12 protein-coding genes and 1 pseudogene are annotated in these 12992 nt (G+C 41.6%); 1 reads left to right on the forward strand and 12 read right to left on the reverse strand.

Translation table 11 applies throughout. From position 1 onward, the window contains the following. Positions 1-23 precede the first annotated feature (23 nt). Positions 24-605, reverse strand: coding sequence for a TetR/AcrR family transcriptional regulator (locus tag AK95_RS32670; RefSeq protein ID WP_071224258.1), 582 nt, complete (start codon positions 603-605; stop codon positions 24-26). A 279-nt stretch (positions 606-884) separates the two neighbouring features. Here AK95_RS32670 and AK95_RS32675 point away from each other — a divergent pair, with 279 nt between their 5' ends. After that, positions 885-1754, forward strand: a complete 870-nt coding sequence (locus AK95_RS32675) for a cation diffusion facilitator family transporter (RefSeq protein ID WP_071224260.1) — start codon at positions 885-887, stop codon at positions 1752-1754. 216 nt (positions 1755-1970) lie between these two features. Here AK95_RS32675 and AK95_RS32680 read toward each other — a convergent pair whose 3' ends face one another. The 11 genes and pseudogenes from AK95_RS32680 to AK95_RS33760 form a co-directional block, all read right to left on the reverse strand. Next, the gene (locus AK95_RS32680) at positions 1971-2369 is read right to left on the reverse strand and encodes a hypothetical protein (protein ID WP_071224262.1); all 399 of its coding nucleotides are present in this window, start codon (positions 2367-2369) and stop codon (positions 1971-1973) included. 430 nt (positions 2370-2799) lie between these two features. Further along, entirely contained in the window at positions 2800-3558 is a 759-nt protein-coding gene (locus tag AK95_RS32685; RefSeq protein WP_071224264.1) for a DUF5694 domain-containing protein, read from the reverse strand. Positions 3559-3810: 252 nt separating this feature from the next. Further along, positions 3811-4284 (reverse strand): hypothetical protein, encoded by a 474-nt coding sequence (locus AK95_RS32690; protein ID WP_071224266.1) that lies wholly within the window; start codon positions 4282-4284, stop codon positions 3811-3813. Positions 4285-4404: 120 nt separating this feature from the next. Continuing rightward, positions 4405-4914: a DNA topology modulation protein gene (locus tag AK95_RS32695; RefSeq protein ID WP_071224267.1), complete on the reverse strand. Its 510-nt coding sequence runs from the start codon at positions 4912-4914 to the stop codon at positions 4405-4407. A gap of 214 nt (positions 4915-5128) precedes the next feature. Beyond that, positions 5129-5575: a hypothetical protein gene (locus tag AK95_RS32700; RefSeq protein ID WP_071224268.1), complete on the reverse strand. Its 447-nt coding sequence runs from the start codon at positions 5573-5575 to the stop codon at positions 5129-5131. 73 nt (positions 5576-5648) lie between these two features. After that, positions 5649-5804: pseudogene (locus AK95_RS35055) on the reverse strand (class I SAM-dependent methyltransferase); the annotation flags it as partial. A gap of 319 nt (positions 5805-6123) precedes the next feature. Beyond that, positions 6124-6654 (reverse strand): phosphotransferase-like protein, encoded by a 531-nt coding sequence (locus tag AK95_RS32705; protein WP_071224269.1) that lies wholly within the window; start codon positions 6652-6654, stop codon positions 6124-6126. Between the two features lie 753 nt (positions 6655-7407). Next, the gene (locus AK95_RS32710; RefSeq protein ID WP_071224270.1) at positions 7408-8958 is read right to left on the reverse strand and encodes a hydantoinase/oxoprolinase family protein; all 1551 of its coding nucleotides are present in this window, start codon (positions 8956-8958) and stop codon (positions 7408-7410) included. After that, the gene (locus tag AK95_RS32715; RefSeq protein ID WP_071224271.1) at positions 8951-10054 is read right to left on the reverse strand and encodes a DUF917 domain-containing protein; all 1104 of its coding nucleotides are present in this window, start codon (positions 10052-10054) and stop codon (positions 8951-8953) included. The genes AK95_RS32710 and AK95_RS32715 overlap by 8 nt, the downstream gene beginning before the upstream one ends. Positions 10055-10297: 243 nt before the next feature. Then, a complete protein-coding gene (locus tag AK95_RS32720) occupies positions 10298-11827 on the reverse strand; it encodes a PucR family transcriptional regulator (protein ID WP_235613276.1) in 1530 nt (509 codons plus the stop codon). Between the two features lie 604 nt (positions 11828-12431). Then, positions 12432-12620, reverse strand: coding sequence for a DUF4177 domain-containing protein (locus tag AK95_RS33760; RefSeq protein WP_074961996.1), 189 nt, complete (start codon positions 12618-12620; stop codon positions 12432-12434). Between the last annotated feature and the right edge of the window lie 372 nt (positions 12621-12992).

Below are 12992 nucleotides of genomic sequence, written 5' to 3' on the forward strand. Positions count from 1 at the left end.
TTGGTATATAATGATCAAAAAAATTATCTCAATACACCCAAAGTAACTTCTATACTGTGTTTCAAAACAACCGGGGCGGGTTCTATTTTTACGACCACGAAAAGTCCAACCAATGCCAGCATTAGAAAATGTGCCGTGGAATGAACGTCGATGGTCTGCGCAATGTCTCCCGCTTCCTTTCCTTCGGTCAACGCGTTTGCCAGAAACTGTGATACCTTATCCTGATACTCACGGCCTTTTAACGCGATTTGCTCATCATGTGCGGCAAGCTCCGTCATTGTGTTTACGAACAAGCAACCGCGCTTTATTCCACGGTCATCGACCGATTCAACAATATCTCGAAATAATGCCTCAATCCCCTTGTACCCCGATCCATTAGCAGCAAGAATAGACTCGAGTTTCCGAAGAAACTGGTCCATGTAAATGTCCAATACCTTCATAAATAACGCACGTTTATCTCCAAAAGCCATGTATAGGCTCGGCCGGCTAATCTCCATCCTGGTCGTTAAATCTGTAATGGAGGTCGCTTCGTAACCCTTTTCCCAAAATAACTCCAACGCATTGTTCAATGCTTTATGCATATCGAATTCCCGCGGACGTGCCAACCACTCTCACCCCTGTTATGTACCATTTAGTATATAACTGATCTTACTCTCCTTGGATATTAATGTCTATCGTCATCTAATACTATCATCCATCCAGTATTCAGTTTCATATGCCAAGACCATAGCCTCGAACTATCTTTCTTAGTCCAGTGCAACTCTTTTTGCCCCTTGTCACTTATTAAGTGATAGGAAAAAACGTTGCTCTAGACCCACCCTTGCTCTGCTTGGTAATATAGTCAGGTACTATTTTTTGGGGCGTGTGGAAGGAGTCGGCTTGATTTGGAACAACAACGTTATCATGATTTAAAATTGGGTGAAAAAGGTGCCATCATCAGTATCATTGCGTATATCTGTTTATCTGCAATCAAATTATTGATAGGTTACACCGCGAACTCCGAGGCTTTGAGGGCGGACGGATTAAATAATGCTACAGATATCGTGGCGTCCATTGCTGTATTGATCGGACTGCGTTTATCGCAAAAACCTGCGGATCGGGATCATCCATACGGCCACTGGAAAGCGGAAACGGTAGCCTCCTTGATCGCCTCTTTTATTATGATGGCCGTCGGAATCCAAGTCCTGTTCGGGGCCGTTTCTTCCATGTTTGAAGGCAACCATGAATCGCCTGATCTCATATCCGCATGGACTGGCATAGGCTGCGCCATCGTGATGTTCTTGGTCTACCGCTACAACAAGCGCCTAGCCACCAAAGTAAACAGTCAAGCCGTTATGGCAGCGGCAAAAGACAATCTCTCGGATGCCTGGGTCAGCATCGGTACGGTCGTGGGAATCATCGGCGCCCAATTTCATCTGCCGTGGCTAGATCCGCTTACCGCCGTATTGGTAGGCTTCCTGATATGTAAAACCGCTTGGGATATATTCCGCGATGCCTCTCATCATTTAACCGACGGCTTCGATGAGAACATTGTCAAAAGCTACAAAGAAACCGTAAAGCAAGTGGTTGGCGTTAAGGGAGTCAAGGACATTCGGGCAAGGAATTATGGCAGCAACACGGTTGTCGACATCGTCATCCTGGTCAGGTCGAATCTGGATATCCGGGTCGCCCACGATATTTCAGACCAGGTGGAGCATGAATTAAAAGAAACACACGGCGTTTATGACGTACATGTTCATATAGAACCAAGTTAAGCCTCCAGAATTACCAAGTGTTATAAGCAACGAAGAAGGTCCGGCCACATTCTTATTGGCCGGACCTTTCACTTTATTCCTCTCACTTCTTGCTCAGCTATATGTTCTGGCAAATCACATAGCTGACAACCTAAAGCGCTGCATCATTTATCAATAACTTTTAACGAAACATAGGCCCCAGCGTGAATATTGTTATACGACCTGCTCTTCTTACACTCAATAATGCTCTTTAAATCTCTTAATCCACCAATCTTTCTTCAATAAATACTCAGCTTTAATGGGCATTATTATGAATTGGTTATTCACTTCAATTGGTTCTTTCAGTCCTGTATATACTAAATCGACATGTAACTTAAATGGTTTTATTTCTCTTCCGGCTTGATTTTCGAATTCTTGCACAAAAGCTATAAGATCTGGTTTAGCTTCCCAATAATTCATCGCAGTTTGACCGCCTGCAGGCATGCTCCACCAATTAATAAATGACGGCCACATATTTATCAGCATTTCCTTTAGGTCTTTTTCTTTAATCATTAAAAAATCAGGGGGATCTAAGACTAAATATTTCTGGTTACTCCTTTTCAGAAGCCCCTTATTATAAATGCTTTGATTCCACAACTTTTTCCATTGCTCTTGATGTTTTTGATTACTTCGCCCAACACTTGAAAATTGACTAGAGGGCCAGGTGCTTCTTCGAATTCTTCTGTTAATAGTCCATGTACACTAGCCACAAACTATTCTCCTGATATACAAATATACTAAGAATTGTTCATTGTAATTAAGTCCTTTCAATCAGCATTTAGAGCATGTGGGTAACGTTATATATCAGTTTCATTCATTATTATCATTTTAGTCAGTTTGTAGTATTAACTGATTTCAACTAACGTTTCCGTATTCACGAACTCGAGAGGCTCATAGCGCCAGCGACTGGGTTCGACGGACCACCCCCCAGCGAAGATACTATGTTATAGGATGTCAACAGCTTCGACGTGACACATAAATCGTCAGCTATTTGAAGTATTGTCTTACATTAGTTAAGGTCTGTTATCTAACGGTCTCCTAGATATTTTTCTACAGATTCAAGTAAAAAAAGACCACTCTCTTTAATAAATTGGGTTAGTAAGTGGATATGTCCGGAGCCATAAATCACAAGAATTCTATCTTGATGAGATGAAATTCGTGAAATATTAGAATAGATAATTAAATTTCGACGATACCAGTAATTACAGAGCCAATCAATTCCTATATTGTTTTCACCATCCCCAACTCGAGCAACAGTCATATACGTTTCATGGTCCCCTTGTATTGCACTAGGAGTATTACCTGTCATCAGAAGTTCCCTTACTGTTTTTTCTTTCATTGACTTTTGAAGAGCCTCTGCTTTTTCCTGGTTATTAGAATTTAACCGTTGATAGAGCTCAGGCATGTTTGATTGTGCATATTCATAAACATGTCCTAGTGCAACCCCTCCATACCATTCATTCCAATCGATAGGGTAAATTCTATCATGACCAAGATCAGCCGCAGTACGGAAACCTAATTGATGAATTTCATTTGCCCCGAGAGTAAATTCACCTGACAAATATGAGAGATACTGATTATTATATACCTCATGTTCATCAGCGAGAGCTTCAACTGCGATTTTCGTTGGATTAAATCGTTTAAGTCTATCGACAACCTCATAAATCTCCTTTTGTCTATTTAGTGCCAAGACGTCATCAGACTTAACATTGTGCATATCTAGTCCAGGATTGCCCATATGATATGTGCCAAGTAACAAAATGGTGCATTTGTTAGCAGAATCCATAAAGAACCTCCATTATTTTAGACTTTATTAATTTTTGTCGTATTACTATAGTTGTTAGTTCTTTATACAACTTTTCGCTGATTTCCTATAACGTTATTGCATTCACCCTAGTGCTTAAAGTACGTAGCGCGGGTCGTAAGACTTAGCCGGTCCAGGATTGTCTGCCAGGTTCCACTTCCTCAATAATTTTCGGTGCGGACAAGGGGCGAGTTAGCGATTCGCAGTGTGAATGTGTTACCTGAAGACTACACCTCATTGTGTTACTTTCATTAGTTCTTTCTTTATTAATTCGTTCGCTTGTTCCTTGTTATCTGCTGGACTAAAAATATATCCTTCTTGAATACCATACTTTTCATTTATATCATTCAGCGTTATCCATATATATTCTAATTCTTTAGTAGTCATCACGCTGCCTACTGATTTAAGCCTTACGTCCTTACTAAACGTTGTAATTGTCCCAAATAACTTCCCACCATCGTAATAAAGTTCAACATCATATGAGAGATCATCATCTACGACTAACTGGCCAAAAAACGAATCTCTAGAAAATACATTTCGATTAGATTTACCAGATATCACCATTTGAGTTATCTTTTCAAAGTCCGAATCGAAAGAACAGATCAAGCCTTCCATCTCTTTGTGAACTGTAGTCGGAGAAAAGTATAAATAAGCAATGGTTATTAACGCAATGATAATGACTACGATATAATTGGTTCTTTTTGTCATTTTTATTCCCTTTCAATGGCTCTGCTGAATATGCTTCATCGAGATCCCTCATGCAGACAAAGAGGCTCCACCACTGTGCGAAGATACAAAGTTAGAAGATGTTATTGCCCTTTTTCGAATTTAATTATTTAATTTGTCTATTAGGTTACTTACTTCCCTTGGTGTTTTAAGTATTATTATATTTTTTTCTTTTTCATATTTTTTTAACTTTTCGAGTATTCCTGGTCTTTTATGTTTTCTGAAATTCCATACCCACTTCATGAATTCCCAATCTAGTTGCTCAGGACATCCCTCATTCAGATCAGGTCTTGTTCTTCCATGGTATTTAATTCTTCGTTTAATGACTCTATACGTAGTTATCCACGGAGGTAAATCAAAGAAAATTATTGTATCTGCGCTAGAAATTCTAATATCTATGGTTCGATTATAATTTCCATCAATAATCCATTCATCATTTTGTATGAGCTCTCTTAGAAATTCATCCCATTCGTGATTAGGGGTTGCAACCCATCCAGGTTTCCAATAATACGCATCTAAATGATACAATGGTAAGCCTAAGACTTCAGAGAGTTTACTTGAGAATGTAGATTTCCCTGATCCTCCAGATCCAATTATCATGATTCTTTTCATTTTGTTCTCCTGGTTATTAAAATAATTTCCACTAACGCTCTTGTAACAGCGAACCTTCACCAACTTAAGTCCGGGGGGCTGCTGATACGGTTAGTCGGCGAATGGTGGTCTTCTGCTTTTATGAAATTCATCGGCAGCAATGGGAGTATGTCCGAAGAGTAGATACGAGGTTACCGGCTGGCAGGCAAGACTCCCTTAATTACTTTCAGGATATCTATATCCATCTGAATATTCTTCCACTAGTTACTTTTATCCTGTTCCTATTTGCCCATTGCTTTAATTCTTCAATATTAATTTCCTCGTTATTCTTAAATCTAAAATGAAAATCCATTGAAACTAATTTTCTTCCATTTAACTTGATACCGATACTCTGTACAAAATAACCTTCTATTATAATCTTTTCGATTTGTTGTATTGGTACTTCAGCTTGATTAAGCCTAATTGTATTTTCTGTAATTTCTAACTCTTTATTTTTTCTTAATATCCTCTTCAATAGCATTACTACTCGGATTAGGTTACCTAATAATAATATAACCACACAAATAACAGATAATAAATCATCTATTCGAAGCACTTGTATTAGTATTGAAGTAATTAAAATAGAAATAATTACTTGGACATACTCTGATCTAGGATACTTTATTTCATACTTCTTATACATATTCTGGTTTATTTCCTTTCTCACTGGTTTCAGTTAACGTTTTCGTGTTCAGGATGCGTTAATATATTGTTATCTGATGCCACCCTTGAGACCAACTGAAGAAAAATACGCCGGCCTTTTTTAAATAAGAAGCGACCCGATAAAAAGTTCCTTCAAGGTCGGTTGTCCAGCCTATGTGGTAAATCGAATAAACAGAGTCAAAATAATCTACGGGTATGTCACACTCTTCTTAAGTAGGAGAACAGACCACGCAACATCTGATTTATCATGATATTTAGGACTATGCTCTTTGTTAAGAATTTCATTGATTTTTTTGTTTGATATTTCCATCGTATCCGTCCTTTAAAATTAATTACTGCTGGTATTTCATCTAACATTCTTGTGTTCCTGACGTCGGTTCCCTTAGAGCTCTTATCTTAGGGGCATCGATTTGTTTACATCTACTTCCATGATACTCCTCGAGAGACCGAGTGACGATAGCCACGAAGCTAGATCACGTTGTTATCCGATGAGCCCGACTCCTGCGTGTCGCTATCATTAATACTCATTTACGATTGTTTATCATTCTTTTTGAATAATGATGTAATAATAATTTCTGCACATTCTTCTGGTGTATTCAAACTCGTGTCCACTGAGCAGCTATAACGAATGTTTTGTGACATTATTTTATTTTGCTCATCTGATTGTTCTTCTCTTCTATCACCACGCTCTATACTTCGCTTACGACAAAGATCTATAGGACAGTACACCTCGACTATCTCCAAAGGGTACCCACTAAAAATCTCTTTGACTTTATCATAATGTGGCTTTAACTCAGGCCTTTCAACAAGTATCCCATCGATTATTACATGCTTTCCACTATCCGAAAATAATTTTGCTGTATGATACATTATAATTATTACTTCACTTAAATACTTCCAGTAGTCTATCTGTAGATGTTTATCACCAATCGTATTTTCAAAAAGATCATTGGCAACTACATAAAAAAATGGTTTCGAGTAAGATTGCATAGCTTCTACTATTGAAGTTTTACCTGAACTTGTAACGCCATTCAAAAATATAATTCTCCCTTTATCCATATTTCTCAACTTCCTTTGCATGGGTTTAATGTACATATACTCTTTATATTGTCATCAGCCTTATATATTTTTTCTTCGGTCTGTCGTATAACGTTCTCGCATCTACGACGCGACGCGACGCGACCCGGCCTTAGATAGTCTTATCTTAGGCCGGGTCGTGTGTTGTCAGAATATTTTTGCTCGTAAAATCGTCCAACAACCAAGGGGCGAAAGCCCCGCAGCGTAGATGCATTGTTATGTGATGTTACTGCCTTTCTTGTAATTCCTGCAATACATACTTTGTTATTCAATCTTTTATTTTCTCAATTCGTAATTCATGATAATATCGGCATGTTCATTTTGGCATTGCTTACCTACATGAAAAAGAAATAGACCGCCCTCGCTAAGGTAACGGTCTGTTTCTCGACCTAACTCCTGTGGCCGACTGCTCTTTATGCAGTTATTGTGCTTTGGAGTCGTGTTCCAGCACGGCTCCTTACTTATTCTTACCTCAGTATAACTCAATTTATAACACTATTATAGGTTTAGTTTGTTTATTTTTATTCATATAAGGTCTGTAATGCTGTCTGCTATAATTTCAGTTAACGTTCTTGTATCTACGCCGAGAGGCTTAAGACGCAAATGCGCCGGGTCCGACGGACTCTGTTGCCTCAATCTAGCGAACCAAGGGACAAGGCCTGCAGCGTGTATACGATGTTAAGTAACAAAAAAGAGCCTCACACAAGTTGTATAAACTTATGTGAAGCCTCTCTTCTACTTCATGTTTCCTACGACTTTCACTTTCAGTCTCGTCGCATTTCCCGGATGATAAGCCAGCGGGGTTTCTTCCACTTCCACGAGCTCCACCGTAGCCGGATCAGCGCCAGCCAGCACCGCCTGCTTCACGGCTTTTTCTTGCGCATCTTTTAATGAATCCTCACGAGGCTCAGTAGAATAGATATAAATTTGTTCATATTGTCCGCTGATTTGAGCAATACACGCGCCAATGGCGTTGGCTACGCCCCCGTTCTCAGGCTTAATCATATGGGATACCCCGCGAATCGTGTCCGGTATAACGACACTGCCGCCGCCAACCAATACAAGCTCAACGTCTCCCGACGATGTCTTCATTTTATCAATGGCCTGCTCAATGATGGTTGCAATTTCAGCTTGCACCATTTTAGCGAAGTCTTCATCCAGATGCGCTACCAAGCTCTTATCCCCGACGTCTGCGAGACCCAGCCGTACGGCAATGTCTGTTGTAGTCAGCGTATGTCCGCCAAAGACCAGCGCTTCCTGTCCAATCTTATATCCTACGCTGTCAGGTCCCACCGTAATTTTACCGTTCTCCGAACGCACGATGCTTCCGCCGCCCAGTCCAACGGAGATAATATCCGGCATGCGGAAATTCGTGCGGATATCGCCAACCTCGACTGCAACCGAGGATTCTCTTGGGAACCCGTCCTGCAAAACCCCGATGTCCGATGTAGTCCCTCCCACATCGAGAACCATCGTATCTTTAATCTTCGCCAAATAAGAGGCACCGCGTATGCTGTTCGTTGGCCCGCATGCAATGGTTAGGATCGGAAATTGTTTAGCGTAATCGATCGACATTAAAGTACCGTCATTCTGGCATAAAAACACCGCTGCGTCTGTGATGCCTTCTTCTTCTAACGCCTGCACAAATCCTTGGGTTGTCGTTTCAATAACCTTGCACAATGCTGCATTGAGTATGGTCGCATTTTCCCTCTCAATTAATCCTACCGAACCGATCAGGGAGGAGCAGGAAACAGGGAATTCCGGTCCATATACTTGATGGATGAGATCGCGAACCTGAAGCTCCTGATCATTTTTAATGGATGAAAACACACCAATAACCGCGATGGACTCGACACTGCTCCCCCATTCCTCTAAAAGAGCTATAATTTCAGCTTCATCGACTTCTCCAAGCACTTGTCCGTCATATTCATATCCGCCATGAACGAGAGCATATTTACCCGACAGCTTCTGAACCATATCCTTAGGCCAGGACGTGTACGGAGTAACGGAAGCCGTTGCCGGGTAACCCAGACGAATGACGCCGACTTGGGCCAGCTTTTTGCGCTCAACAATGGCATTCGTGCACTGGGTTGTACCTAACATGGCATGCGTGATTTGGGTTTTATCCATATTCGATTCCTGCAGCAAATTCCGGAGCGAGGTTTCAATACCCGTTTTAATATCTAGACTTGTTGGTGATTTCACCGCATGAACCAGATGATAATTCTCATCCAAAATGATGGCGTCTGTGTTGGTGCCGCCTACATCGATCCCGATTCTATACATTCTCAGCCACCGCCTTTTTCACCATTTCCTCAATAGGAACATAATCGTAATCATATCCGAAGTATCTTGGTCCTGCCGTCTGGATTCCCTTTTCCGTTCTCCACTTATCATGAGCGGGCAGTCCAATAACCCTTACGCGTTTACCGTATTTCAGGCTCTCCGTAGTTACAGGCGACAAGGTTTCGTAATCAACCAGACAGATCAAATCAGGGGTTATCGCTACCACTTGACCGTTCTTTTCAGCAATCAGGTTTTCATTTTGAAAATGAACCTTCATCTCTCCGCCTTTAAACGCCTCGATTCCTTCAAGATGCATCTGGCCGAGGTTAAATCCGCCCTTGGTTTCCCGGATAACGTCCACAATTTTACCTTGGAAAAGTTCATAGCCGGACACAAGTCTCAGCAGTTCTTGAAGCTTATCGCCTGCGTCCCGATTCTTCGATGTAATGATGGCTCCGATCTGTTCGGACAGGGTCACGATATGATGAACGCCGCTTTGCTTCATTTGAGCCCCCGTTGCCGGGTACAGGCTTACTAAAGCACTGGCGCCCATTTCAACCGTGGCCGCTCTGGCGAGCCGTTCCGTCCACTTATTATCAATGGTCTCAAAGATGCCGATATTCCCTTTTTCATCCGTAATCGCCATCGGTGTCGCCGGAATGCCATCCAGGTTAAACGTCACCATTTGCAGCTCCGGGAAGGCCCGCCCCATACCGTCACAGTCGATCAGAGGCAATCCCAGCTGCGCCGCAACAACGATGGGAATCATGGAATTGACGCCTCCCGCTTCCATCGGAAACGTGCCGGCGATCCGTTCTTTTCCCAAGTAATTCGCTAATTTCTGAAAAACCTTAACAAACTCGTCCCCTCTAGGAAATTTCTCCACTAATACGGATGGCGCCCCCATCATCGCGGCCGGAATGAAAAAGTCCTCATCCTCAATCTCATCGACTGAGCATAGTTTGACAGGACCAAACTTCTCAATGGCCGAGAGAGCCATCAATTTACCGATGTAAGGGTCTCCCCCTCCGCCGGTTCCCAGAAATGCTGCGCCAACGGCGATGTTTTCAACAGCTGCTTTAGCTAAATATCTCATTCATTCTTCCTCCAATATTTCGGATTTCTGAGCCGATAAACGATAGCCTGCATAATATTCGACAAAAGAAACGACAATCCCGATCAACGGCTGATTCGGTAATTTCGCTGTTCTGGTAAGCAATCGTCAGGACAGTTCGAATGTTTTTTTCTTATTGTAAAAGATGAAGCAGGTCAGCGTCTTTTTCAGAAAACAAAAAAAAATCCGATGTTTTTGTCTTATTGGACAAAACATCGGAATTTTTTAGTTATGGATGAGACGGTAGACCATGCAAGCGGTATAAACATCGTACGATTCCGAGTTGATGGTCACATCATATCCTATGAGCTCGCAAATTTTTTTAATACGATATTTCACCGTATTTTTGTGGACGAACAACAGCTTACTGCAGTCATCCATATTCCCCTTCGCATCCAGAAGAAAAGTTATCAGGGTGTTCATTGCGTCAGTGTCGTCCATAATAGGCTCCAAAACGGACAAGCATTCCTCAGAGATCTCTTCCCCTTGTTTGCTGAGGTCTATGGCCCTTTTCATGGAACGGACTTCCGCCGCGGTGTATAGTTTGCGGTTATGATAGATGCGGTGAACCTCTTTAGAGACTCCGTTCACGAGCTGGTACATTCGGCGTACATCCTGGGTGTTCCGCATTCTCGGAGAATAAACGATGCTTGATATTTCAGCGGTGAGACTCGTGGTTTCGATATATTCCGTTGCGATTTCAAACTCATTGTATTTATATGAACAATTCCCTAGCAACACGACAACGCAGTGATCGATCGTTTGAATAACCGCGGTTTTATAATATTGCGAGAGATATGCTTTTAAGTCTTCCCTTATCCTTCTCTCCTCCGACAAATCCCGAATGTAAACCAGCCACATCATTTGGATGGCGGAAACATCAATATAGAGCAAACTGGCCAATCTGCGCATTTTTTCGCTTTCATCATTCACGATGGCTTTAACCAAAGCGTATTCGCTGACCTCGTTATGCTTGTCTCCCCATAAATTGATGGCCACCTGCACCACCTCGCTGACTTGCTCCATCGTCTTCGGAGGCAGCTTCGTATTCTCTTTAATGAGAAACAGGTAAAGGACCTCCCCGTTTTTTTGATGAACACGTTTGTATTCAACAAAGCAGGACGAATCCAGCTCGCCTTCTCCCATTCTGTCGTTCAGAATGGAAGGTCCCATGGACCGGATTAAATTCGCAACATCGAGCGATGAATTCCGCGGCCACATGACACGATTGATGATATCCAGGCTGCTGTTTGTCAGGACGATGTTCGCTTTCATCCGGTCCGACAGCAGTTTAAGCGTAATTTCCACGCTACGCAAATGTTCCGGCAATAGCGAGACCTTTTCCAGTGATTCATTCACGAAATGCTCATTCACATTCTGATTGCTTACGATCGCTTCCATGACTTCATAAATGACTTCATTATATCTAAGTGAGTAATCGTTTCTCGGCATGCAAATGATAATAAAATTCAGAGATTCGGCCAGCTCGAGCACTTCATCGGCTATATCTGGCATGATAATGCCAACATAGTACAGAATCAATCCCACTTCACCAAGGTCATGCAAATATTGAACCGTTTTGCATTGCTGCTCCACACTGTCCTTAATGGAATAAAAAGAGCTAATGACCAGCTCTTCGGCATACCATTCTTCTTGAACGGTTTGAATAATTTGCGAGAAGAAATTGACATCCGCCACCTCTAACACAGATAAAGAGGAAACGGTCTGATGTAGTCTGCTTGTTCCAGTGACCACCTGAGCTCCTCTAAACGAAGGCAGCTGCAGTAAATCTTTAACGGTTACCCCAATTTAACCACCACTTTTTTGTTCGATTCATGCTGCTCTTATTCTTCAATCGGTGCGTAGTCCTTAATAGATTATTCATCCAGAAGGAGATCCTCGTAGAAATAGCCTGTTAAAACCAAGCTATGATGCTCGGTATAACACAGCAGCCTAAGATAGGATTCATCAATATTAGTATAACCCTCGTTATGATAAGCAACCAAGTAAGTTCCTTTGCCAACTATGAATTTTTTGCACACTCGGCCAGGTTCACAAGATGCTTCCGTTAAAATTCGACTCGTACCAATATTCATCCCCTGTTAAGGTTTTCTTATAACGCACCCGCATTCATGACGCGCCCCTGCCTTAGATAAGTGCTATCTAAGGCCGGGGCGTGTAACGTCTGTATATTCTTCTATGCCTGAACTTTTGACAACCAAGGGGCGAATGCCCCGCTGCGTAGATGTAATGTTATGTGAGGTGGGACCAAGGCAACACGCCTGACGCCTGCGCGAATACGCAGTTAAATGAAATGATGTCCTCTTTGAGATGCTCTCACTTCATAAACTTTAAATTTTTAACTATTTTGTACTGGTCTTTCAAATATAATCTCGTAATGAGTTGGCTTTCCATATCCATTATAATTAGTGGGAAGTACTTGAACTAACCGCCACCCCTCTCTTGCATATTCAATAATTGTCTGTTGATGTGTTGCATCTGAGAAAAATCCACCCAATGAAGTGTCAACAAAGGTATATTCGTACATATTATCCCTCCGTTCTCAGTTTGTTTAGTACTGTGGTTTGTAGATACGATCAATGTCTGTATCACTAATATGTCAATTCAAGGCCTTCAATCTCTTCTTTTTTTCATTTATTATGTAACTCTTGCTAGATTCTAAATCTAAACAAAGGATTGGTTTGTGCAAAATATCCATTAATTTCAATAATAAATTGTTCATGACCCTTCTGTTTTTCATGGTTTTAATCTCATTAATTTTATCTAACGTTTCCGTATTCACGACGTCCAACGAAGGCGGATGTGTCTGCTGAAATTTCTCTCCGAAATCCATCCAGCAGACCAAGGCTCCGCAAGGAGTCGCTTCTTGAATATTATGTTATGAGATGTCATTGACCAG

This window comes from Paenibacillus sp. LC231 (assembly GCF_001860525.1).
GTDB lineage: Bacteria > Bacillota > Bacilli > Paenibacillales > Paenibacillaceae > Paenibacillus_AQ.

What these genes read in the sequence shown, in the direction of transcription:
- AK95_RS32685 (WP_071224264.1), bottom strand. Translation starts at nt 3,558, where the DNA reads ATGGATTCTGCTAACAAATGCACCATTTTGTTACTTGGCACATATCAT.
- AK95_RS32690 (WP_071224266.1), bottom strand. Translation starts at nt 4,284, where the DNA reads ATGACAAAAAGAACCAATTATATCGTAGTCATTATCATTGCGTTAATA.
- AK95_RS32695 (WP_071224267.1), bottom strand. Translation starts at nt 4,914, where the DNA reads ATGAAAAGAATCATGATAATTGGATCTGGAGGATCAGGGAAATCTACA.
- AK95_RS32700 (WP_071224268.1), bottom strand. Translation starts at nt 5,575, where the DNA reads ATGTATAAGAAGTATGAAATAAAGTATCCTAGATCAGAGTATGTCCAA.
- AK95_RS32705 (WP_071224269.1), bottom strand. Translation starts at nt 6,654, where the DNA reads ATGGATAAAGGGAGAATTATATTTTTGAATGGCGTTACAAGTTCAGGT.
- AK95_RS32710 (WP_071224270.1), bottom strand. Translation starts at nt 8,958, where the DNA reads ATGTATAGAATCGGGATCGATGTAGGCGGCACCAACACAGACGCCATC.
- AK95_RS32715 (WP_071224271.1), bottom strand. Translation starts at nt 10,054, where the DNA reads ATGAGATATTTAGCTAAAGCAGCTGTTGAAAACATCGCCGTTGGCGCA.
- AK95_RS33760 (WP_074961996.1), bottom strand. Translation starts at nt 12,620, where the DNA reads ATGTACGAATATACCTTTGTTGACACTTCATTGGGTGGATTTTTCTCA.